This is a genomic window from Fontibacter flavus (assembly GCF_042432905.1).
Lineage (GTDB): Bacteria > Bacteroidota > Bacteroidia > Cytophagales > Cyclobacteriaceae > Fontibacter > Fontibacter flavus.
The window spans coordinates 56,081-65,991 of record NZ_JBHLWI010000025.1 but is presented as its reverse complement, the minus strand read 5'-3'; the positions used below and the strand labels follow the sequence as shown (position 1 = coordinate 65,991).

7 protein-coding genes are annotated in these 9,911 nt (G+C 40.3%); 4 read left to right on the top strand and 3 right to left on the bottom strand.

Features of this window, described 5'->3' with window-relative positions; translation table 11 throughout:
* Positions 1-182: 182 nt before the first annotated feature.
* Complete coding sequence (gene msrB, locus ACFFIP_RS09025) at positions 183-1,283, bottom strand: peptide-methionine (R)-S-oxide reductase MsrB (protein WP_446685328.1); 1,101 nt, start codon at positions 1,281-1,283, stop codon at positions 183-185.
* 225 nt (positions 1,284-1,508) lie between these two features.
* On the opposite strand from msrB, the gene ACFFIP_RS09020 reads away from it, so the two are divergent.
* On the top strand, positions 1,509-2,087 hold the full coding sequence (locus ACFFIP_RS09020; RefSeq protein ID WP_382387276.1) for an outer membrane beta-barrel protein: 579 nt from the start codon (positions 1,509-1,511) through the stop codon (positions 2,085-2,087).
* A 112-nt stretch (positions 2,088-2,199) separates the two neighbouring features.
* Here the strand turns inward: ACFFIP_RS09020 and ACFFIP_RS09015 are convergent, their stop codons facing one another.
* Positions 2,200-3,063 (bottom strand): dienelactone hydrolase family protein, encoded by an 864-nt coding sequence (locus tag ACFFIP_RS09015; RefSeq protein WP_382387275.1) that lies wholly within the window; start codon positions 3,061-3,063, stop codon positions 2,200-2,202.
* A gap of 220 nt (positions 3,064-3,283) precedes the next feature.
* Between ACFFIP_RS09015 and ACFFIP_RS09010 the strand changes: the two genes are divergently transcribed.
* Entirely contained in the window at positions 3,284-5,998 is a 2,715-nt protein-coding gene (locus ACFFIP_RS09010; protein ID WP_382387274.1) for a M14 family metallopeptidase, read from the top strand.
* Between the two features lie 328 nt (positions 5,999-6,326).
* Here ACFFIP_RS09010 and ACFFIP_RS09005 read toward each other — a convergent pair whose 3' ends face one another.
* A complete protein-coding gene (locus ACFFIP_RS09005) occupies positions 6,327-7,172 on the bottom strand; it encodes an OmpA/MotB family protein (protein ID WP_382387272.1) in 846 nt (281 codons plus the stop codon).
* Positions 7,173-7,381: 209 nt separating this feature from the next.
* On the opposite strand from ACFFIP_RS09005, the gene ACFFIP_RS09000 reads away from it, so the two are divergent.
* Together ACFFIP_RS09000 and ACFFIP_RS08995 are read left to right on the top strand one after the other, a co-directional pair.
* Positions 7,382-8,431, top strand: coding sequence for an aldose epimerase family protein (locus ACFFIP_RS09000; protein ID WP_382387271.1), 1,050 nt, complete (start codon positions 7,382-7,384; stop codon positions 8,429-8,431).
* A gap of 265 nt (positions 8,432-8,696) precedes the next feature.
* Positions 8,697-9,857: a glycosyltransferase family 4 protein gene (locus ACFFIP_RS08995; protein ID WP_382387270.1), complete on the top strand. Its 1,161-nt coding sequence runs from the start codon at positions 8,697-8,699 to the stop codon at positions 9,855-9,857.
* Positions 9,858-9,911 lie beyond the last annotated feature (54 nt).

The following is a 9,911-nucleotide window of genomic DNA, read 5'->3' as shown; positions in this document are numbered from 1 at the left end:
CAATTGCCAGTCTGATTTTTAAAAACTACCTTAGACATTGTTGTATTTTGTTCAACTCTAAAATAATAATTTTAGAGAAGATCAACAATAAAAAAAGGGTGTCTCGACTTTTCGGACACCCCCAGCATGATTACAAATCCAGAAGAGCATGTTTAACAGTGGGTGTTCAAGAAGAAGTGGGCTCAATCCAGAACCCACAACCAAGCCCCATAACCCTCTTTCTCCATATCCTTTTTGGGGACAAAGCGCATGGCAGCGGAATTCATACAATAACGTAGATTGGTTGGGTTAGGTCCGTCATTAAATACGTGGCCGAGATGAGAGTTACCAAGTTTACTCCTGACTTCAACTCTTGTCATACCAAAGGAACTGTCTACAGGTTTATCAATCAGCCTTGCGTCGATGGGTTTGGTGAAGCTTGGCCAACCTGAATAGGATTCATATTTGTCTTTAGAACTGAAAAGAGGAGCGCCCGACACCACACAGACATAGATACCTTCTTCTTTGTTGTCATTGTATTCATTCGCAAATGCCCGCTCGGTTTCTTCATGCATGGTTACTGCATATTGAAGTTTGGTCAGCTTCTTTTTCAACTCAGCATCTGAAGGCTTTTTATATTTTTCCTCTAGTTTATCAGGCCAATGTGCAGCAATAAAGGCATCTCTTCCTGACCCTTTTCTATAAGCATAATACTCTGTTGGGTTCTTTTTGTAGTAATCTTGATGGTAATCCTCTGCAGGATAAAAATTACCATACTTGATTAGAGGTGTTACAATCGGTTTGTCGAAAATCTTCGCTTTCTCCAGTCTTTTGATCGATGCTTCAGCTACTTCTTTTTGTTGATTGTTATGGTAAAATACAGCTGAACTATACTGAAACCCTCTGTCATAAAAGGAACCGCCCTCATCTGTGGGGTCAAATTGTTGCCAGAATATGTCCAAAAGCTCACTGTAGCTGATCACATCTGGATCAAAGGTGATCTGAACGGCTTCCCTATGGCTGGTTTTGCCATTGGAAACATCACCGTAAGTTGGATTTTTTTCTTTTCCTCCTGAATATCCGGAAATCACCGAAATGACCCCATTCACACCTTCAAAAGGTGCTTCAATGCACCAAAAACATCCGCCCGCAAAAGTAGCGAGGGCTTTTCTTCCTGCATAATCTTCCGGACTTTGTTCCATTGTCACTTGCTCACTCTTGTTTTCAGCTTTTGAGCAGCTGACAAAAGCAAGACTAAATAGTTGAATAAAAGCCAGTAATAGGGTTTTTTCGAAGTTTGTCATATTGAAAATACCGATTTTTAAATGCTTTGAATTTTGAGGCACAATTTTGGATCAGATGCTTTTAAGATCAATTGTAGAAACAAATTCCTGTTTCTACAATGTCGATTATCCTTCTTTCTATGTTCTACTAACAGTGGAAAGGAGCAAGGTGTTTGCATCAATAGGTTAAATTTCTTTAAAAGCTACAAGCAAATTGTTTTAAACCAACTATTAACTAGACCAATTATGAAAACTATTTTGAGAACTTCCATCATCCTTCTTGTAGGGTTTTTGGTATTTTATCAGCCAGCGGCTGCGCAATCAGGCGGCGGTTTCGGCATCAAGGCCGGATTGAATTACAATTCAAGCGGGAAATACTTCAAAGATGCGGAAGCTATTTGGGGAGATCCTATGAGGAATTTAGGTTACCATTTGGGTGTTTTCGGCAAAGTTCCCCTTGGACCGGTTTATCTAAGACCTGAGTTGAATTATACCAACTTAAAGTCTGAAATCAATACAGTTCAGCTCGTCACCCAAAGGCTGGATGCTCCGGTATTGGTGGGTATAAATGTGTTAGGCCCTTTGACAGTATTCGCGGGGCCATCTTTCCACTACTACCTTGAGGATGAACTCCGTGATTTCGATTTTGATCAATACAATGCCGGCTATCAATTCGGTGTTGGGCTTAACTTGGGTAATCTTGGCTTGGATTTGAGGTATGAAAGGGTACTCAATGGGCAAAGAGTCGATATCGATAATGTGTTTACCGGAGAAGGGGATTTCAGGTTCCAGCAATTGATGTTGGGACTCTCTCTCAAATTTTAAGAAAATCCATTTGATGAAGATAGGAGGCTAGCAACCTTCAAAGAAAAAGACCAAGTGCTGTTGAAATCAACAGCTACTTGGTCTCTTCTTTTTCTTGTAATGAAATGGTTTATCAGTTGAATTTGGACTGAAGATAGCTCAAGGCCATTCCGTAAGCTTCTTTAGTAGCTTCTTTATCGTGCTTGGCATTAGAAGGATTGGAAAATCCATGTACTGCATCAAAGATTTTGTAGTTCAGGTCTTTACCTGCTTTTTCCATGGCGTCAGCAAATTCTTCAATTACGGCTTTAGAAATGTATTCTTCTGTGGCAAACAGACCCAAAACATCAGAGTTCAAGTTTTTAAGTTGCTCCACATCTCTCACCGGCATGCCATAATAGATGATCGAACCGATATTTTGATTGCCTAAAAGAAGGGCAGACTTCAGGGACCATGCGCCTCCAAAGCACCATCCAACATTGGCAATTTTTGCATCAGTGCCTGCAAATGACTTGGCAGCCATTACAATGTTTTCCAATCTTGATTCCTCTACTCCTCTCATGAAACCTCCTGCTTCCTGAGGATTGGATGTGACTTTGCCGTCATACATGTCCAAGGCAATTACATTGACTTTTCCTCCCAGATCATTATAGAATTTATCTGCTTCTTCTTTGATATTGTCATTCAATCCCCACCATTCCTGGTAGACAAATAACCACTGATTAGAAGCTTCTTTGGCGCGGATTAAGTATCCTGAAGCATCTTTTCCATCAGCAGCAGGGAAGCTTACCATTTCACCTAAACCTTCGAAATCAAAAGCAATAGGAGCCGGGTGAAGGGCGACAAATTTTGGATCATCCAAAAAGGCAATCATTTCAGAAGGTCCGGTATGACAAAGGGTGATGTCAGTGGTACTGACTGTTTTTTCCTCTTCAGAAAAAAACCAACCAAGCAATCCTGCCAGCAAAATGTGAATGTAGATTAATATTTTGTTCATAATAGTGATTTTTAAGTGTAAACAATGTAACCGTTACTTTGTTAAAAACGCCTGGATTTTTTCCTCTAAATCAGGACTTAAATTTTACTCTAAACAAATTTAAATAAATGACTGGGCTATTTCTTACCAATTAACCCTTTTTCTTTCCGAATATGTTGCATGCTTTTGTTTGGAAGTGATTCACCGTTAAATTGAGGGTTATTCCAAAATACATTCACTTATGAGAAAATTATACTTCTTAGTGGCATTATTGGGCTGGTTTACCATGTCTATTGCCATGGCACAGAAAATCCCCACTCCAAAAGAACATTTCGGTTTTGACATAGGAGAGGATTATAAATTGGCCACCTTCACGGCCACAGATGCCTACTTTAGAAAAGTGGCAGACTTGTCAGACAGGGCGAAATTTGTGGAAATAGGGGAGACAGAAGAGGGGCGTCAAATGCCAATGTTGATCATTACCTCTCCCCAAAATCATCAGAAGCTTGATAGATACAAAGAAATCTCCCAGAAACTTGGCCGTGCAGAAGTAAGTGAGGCGGAAGCCTTGCAACTGGTAGCGGAAGGCAAACCAGTTGTATGGATCGATGGTGGTCTGCACTCAACTGAGACAGTAGGCTCGCACCAATTAATTCCAACTGTTTATGATCTCTTGACCCGAACAGATGAGGAAAATATGAGAATCCTCAACGATGTCATTATTTTGGTGGTACATACCAACCCTGATGGGCACGAGATCGTGACCAATTGGTATATGGGGCCAAGTGACGTAAAAAAGAGGGATATGCGTACGCCTTACATGTACCAAAAGTATGTTGGACATGACAATAACAGAGATTTCTTCATGAATAACATGAAAGAAACCACCAATACCTCGATGCAGCAATACGTGGAATGGTTACCCCAGGTTATTTTTAACCACCACCAAACATCCCCAGCTGGTACTGTGGTTGCGGGTCCTCCTTACCGAGATCCATTTAACCACGTGTTCGATCCATTGATCATGACCAGTTTGGATGGTGTAGGTGCTGCCATGATCAATAGATTAAATTTGGAGGGCAAGCCTGGATATACCCGATTGGGCGGCTCAGTGTTCTCTTCCTGGTGGAATGGAGGACTTAGAACAACTCCTTATTTCCACAATATGATCGGTATTTTGACAGAAACAACAGGTGGACCTACCCCTTCTGAGATTCCTTTGGTGCCTGAGCGTCTTATTCCAACCCATGCGACGCCTTATCCAATCGAGCCGCAGCCTTGGAATTTCAAAAAATCAATAGACTATTCTGTTTCCATGAATTATGCAGTGTTGGATTATGCCAGCAGAAATGCAGATGCACTATTGCACAATATTTATAAAATGGGCCGTAACAGTATTGAAAAAGGCAATATGGACCATTGGACCAAGTACCCAAAAAGATCTGCTGCTGTTCAGACTGCATTCGACAAAGCCAAAGAAAAAGCCAGTGCTGATGATCCGGAAATGGCCTATTATGGCATGAGAAGCGGTCTTCCGACCAAATATTTCGATACTGTTTTCAAAGATCCTAATTTACGTGACCCAAGAGGATTTATCCTCTCAGCTGATCAGGCTGACTTCCCTACAGCGGTAAGATTTATCAATGCTTTGATCAAATCAGGAATTCAGGTACATAAGGCGACTTCAACTTTTTCAGTGAACGGTAAGCAATATCCTGCAGGATCATATGTGGTAAAAGCAGCTCAAGCCTTCCGTCCTCACGTGATAGACATGTTTGAGTCACAAGATCACCCTAATGATTTTGAATATCCAGGAGGTCCTCCAAAACGTCCTTACGATGCGGCAGGCTGGACATTGGCATTCCAAATGGGGGTAGAATTTGACAGGATTTTGGAAGGTTTTGATGGACCTTTTGAAGCATTGCCTTATGGACAGGTAGAAGCTTTTCCAGCACAGCGCGTTCCTGGAGGTTCTGGTTTCTTGATCGATGCAAGAGGTAATAACGCATTTATTGCAGTCAATGACCTGTTGAAATCAGGTGCAAATGTTTATAGAACTACACAAGCCGTTGCTGGAATGCCGGCTGGAAGTTTCCATGTTTCCGGGAGTAAAGCTGTATTGGAAAAAGCAGCGAAAGAATTTGGTGTAAAATTGGTTGCAGGGTCCCGTCCTTCTGGATCAGTAAAAATCAACCCGGCAAGAATAGCTTTTTTTGACCATTATGGAGGTTCCATGCCTTCTGGATGGGTGAGATGGATGTTGGAGCAATACCATTTTCCTTTCCAAGTGGTCTATCCTCAGGATATTGACAATGGTAATCTAAAGGCTAAATATGATGTGATCCTCTTCATTGGTCCAGGTGCTCCTGGAACAGTGAGAAGTTGGGGTGGCCAACCAAAACCTGAAGAAATCGATGTGCAATACCATAAGTTATTGGGAGCTTTGACCAAAGAAAAGTCAGTTCCACAATTGAAGAAATTCATGGAAGACGGAGGCAATGTTGTGGCAGTAGGAGCCAGTACTTCATTAGCCTATGATCTTGGACTACCAGTGACCAATGCTTTGATGGAAAAATTACCTGATGGCAGGGAAAGACAGCTTACAGGAGATAAGTATTATATACCTGGAAGTATTCTTGAAGCTCATTTGGATTCGACCCATCCGGCAAATTGGGGTATGGGCGAATCCGCTAACATGGTCTTCAATAATAGCCCGGTTTTCAACCTGGCCCCCGATGCCCTATTACAGGGTGTAAGACCTTTGGCTTGGTTTGGCACTGAATCTCCTTTGGTATCTGGTTGGGCTTGGGGTGAGTCTTACCTCAAAAATGGGGTAGTCGCTTTCGAAGCTCCTATTGGCAAAGGAAAATTGTATGCCTTTGGTCCTGAAATCACTTTCAGAGCTCAGGCGCACAATACCTTCAAATTGTTGTTTAATCAATTGTATATCAAGTAATTGAATATAAAATATTAGAAGATTTCTCTTAGACGTATTTTCAGAGGGAATTTCTTCAGGTTTATAGTGTTCAATATTAAAAGGAATAATGTCCTTTACATCAAAAAAGCACAATGGAATTTTCCATTGTGCTTTTTTGATTCACTTTTTTCAAGGCCCTATATATCAGGATTGATAATCACTAGGTGAAAAAATCCCCCCTAAACGGTCGAAAGAGGGGATCTGAGTTAAAAAAGTTAGGGCTTAATCGCGGTTTAAAAAGTTTTTCCAAACAATAAACTTCAAATCTTTTTGCTGATTTAAAGCAATCATCAGGATTGTTGTTTGATTATTCAATCATGGCAAAGAACTTGTCCAGGTCAGGGATGATAACAATTCTAGTTCTTCTGTTTTTGGCCATGTTTTCCAAACTGTTGTTGTCTGCTACAGGGATGTAGCTGGATCTACCTGCTGCAATCAATTTCTCAGGTGCTACGTCATATTTATTCTGTAGCAATCTTACTATTGAAGTAGCTCTTTTTACGCTGAGATCCCAGTTATCCTGAAGGACACCAGTCTGTATGCTTCTAGGATCTGTATGGCCTTCGATCATCACTTCAACTGCGGGTTCGGCGTTGATGACTTCAGCAAGTTTCTTCAATAAACCATCAGCATTTCTAGAAACCTGATAAGAACCGGTGTTGAATAAAAGTCTGTCGGAAACATTGATCATCACGACAGTTTTGTCCACACTGATAGAAATGTCTTCATCCTGCTCAGGAGAACCATCTGAAATGGACTTCTTTAAGTTGTAGGAAATGGCAAGATTTACAGAATCCTCCATGGTTTTGGCGTTTGCCAAATCATTGGGGTCAACTTTGGCTAAAGTAGCGTTGAGCTTTTGTTTTGTATTGGTGGACATTGGAGTTTTTCCATCCAAACTGAACATGGCATCATTTTCACTTCTTAAAGAATTGATACGGGCATTGTATTCATCAACTCTTGCTTGGATTCTGCCCATTCTGTCTTCCAAAATCCTTTTTTCAGCCTCTAAGGCGTCTTTTTCGGTTCTAGTCTCAGCCAGCGTAGCTTCGGTTCGGAAAAGATCATTTTGCAACTCCACGTATTTCTTCTTGGAAACACAGGAGGCAGTGAGCATAGCAGCGGCGGCTGCAAATAGAATGATTTTTTTCATAGTTGGTTAACGTTTTTTAAGCAGCTTATCCAAAAATAAAGCCATACAAAAAGTGGATGTTAAATAGTTCCTATAAATGGCAGGGATTTCGGGTATTTAGTTATAAATTACTTGAAAAACCAGCAGTTATGTTTCGAATTCCCCAATTTCTGTTTTTAATTATCACCTTAATGTGCTTTTCTTGTCAAGAGAAAGCAAAAGAAGAAACCATGCAAGAAGTAAGTTTTGATATCAATGTGAGGACCATTGACATGGAAGGAAAATCCGCTAAAGTATTTCAATTGAAAAATGGTAACGGGATGGAAGTAGAGTTGCTGAGTTATGGTGGGATCTTATCAAAAATCATAGTCCCAGATAAAGACGGTAATTTGGAAAATGTTCTCTTGACTTACAATAAACCAGAAGATTTCCTGAATGATACCTACTTTTTTGGTGCTACAGCTGGAAGGTATGCCAATAGGATTGACAGAGGTCAATTTGAATTGGATGGGAAGTCTTATTCTTTGACCATCAATAATGGCGAAAATCACCTTCATGGAGGTGTCCAAGGTTTCAATAGGAAATTTTGGGATGCGGAGGTGATTGAACTCAAAGATGCAGTAGGTGTAAAAATGACCTATGTCAGTTCTGATGGTGAAGAAGGATATCCAGGTTCTTTGACTACGACTCTGACATTTGTTCTTGAAAAAAACAACAAATTGAACATTACATTTAATGCTGAAACCGATCAGCCAACGATTGTGAACCTGACACATCACGGATATTTTAACCTGAGCGGGATGAAAGAAAATATTCTCAACCATGAGCTGACCATTTTTGCGGACCATTATACCCCTGTGGGTGAAGGATTGATTCCGACCGGTGAAATTTTACCCGTTGCCGGAACACCTTTTGATTTTACAATTCCTCATCAAATAGGTGAAAGAATCTCAGAAACGGGGAGGGGGTATGATCATAATTTTGTGATCAAGCAACAGCATGATGGGGTATTGACCAAAATGGCAGAACTATTCCATCAAGCTTCAGGAAGAAAAATGATACTTCATTCAAATATGCCGGGAGTACAGTTTTATTCCGGGAATTTTTTGGATGGCAAGCAGATTACCGAGGGCGTAAGCTATACCCAAAACTTTGGACTCTGCCTTGAACCTCAGTATTTCCCTGATTCTCCCAATAATCCCCAATTCCCTTCAGCAAGATTAGATCCTGGACAGACATATGAACACAGAATCGTATATGAGTTTGAGGTGGTGAAATGAGTCATTTTATAACCAGATAATTATAATGTGATTTTGCGAAAATTGATTGAATTCACTAATATTTTGTGAATGAATTGCTTTTCTTTTTGGGTTTAAATCCTTAATTGGGGCATCATAAAGGGGAAATGATGTGTTTGGAATAAAAGGTTTCCGATCTATGATTTCTAATAAGTTTTGAGTTATACCTCCTTTCATTTTTTCAATTTTCTTCCACTCAGAAAGCAATAAAACAGTATCTTTGTCATTTTAAAATGTAAAAAGCTGTATGCCAAAACTAATACGTATTACCACTGTTCCACTTTCCCTAAAACTTTTATTGGCAGGACAGATGAAGTTTATGAAAGAGGCTGGATGGGAGGTTTTGATGGTCAGTGCGGACGGTAGAGAAGTGAATGAAGTGACTAAAAGAGAAGGTGTTCTGCATGAAATCATTCCCTTTACCAGAAAAATCACACCTTTCAAAGATTTATATTGTCTTTGGTTGCTTTATAGGCTTTTTAAGAGAGAGAAACCCGATATCGTCCATTCCCATACCCCAAAAGCAGGACTCTTGTCCATGTTGGCCGCAAAGTTAGCAGGAGTGAAAATCAGGATTCATACCGTTGCAGGGATGCCCTATATGGTAGCTGAAAAGAACAAGAAAAAATTGCTTATAGCCATGGAAAAGCTGACCTACAGGTTTGCGACAGAGGTATGGCCAAATTCTCATTCTCTGAAAGAATTTATGCTTAAAGAAGGCTTGCTGGAACCTACCAAAGTTAAGATAATCGGTGAAGGGTCTTCCAATGGTGTTGATCTAGAGAAATTTAACCGAGGCGCATTGGCAGAAAACCACCTGATTGCCGCGACAATGCGGATAACCCCATCGGAAAATGATTTTTTGATTTTGGCAGTTGGAAGACTGGTAAAGGATAAGGGGATCGAGGAGTTGGTAGAGGCATTCTTGGCTTCCAAGGTTGTCAAATATGGCAAACTGGTTCTTTTAGGTTCTTTTGAGCAAGAGCTTAATCCTATCAAGGATGAAATTGTCAGGAAAATTCAGGATCATCCAAGAATAGTTCAGATAGAGTGGACGGATCATGTTCCCCATTATTTGGCTTTGGCGGATATCTTGGTCCATCCTTCCCATAGGGAAGGCTTTCCCAATGTTTTGTTAGAAGCCGGTGCAATGCAGGTTCCTGTCATTTGTTCTGACATTATCGGTAATGTTGATGTCATCACCAATAAAAAAACGGGTCTGGTTTTTCCTGTGAAAAAAACAGAAATTTTAAAAGAGGCCTTGGAATTTGCCTTTGTCAAGAGGGACTATATGCAATCCTTGGCAGACAATCTATATGCAGATATCCTTCAAAAATATCAAAGGGTAAATATCCATCAATTGATTTTGGAAAATTACCAAAGACTTTTGGCCGAGGAAAAAGGATGATTTCTTGAAATTTTAAACATATTTACACGGTTTTAAAAAGTTAAGCTGAATAAT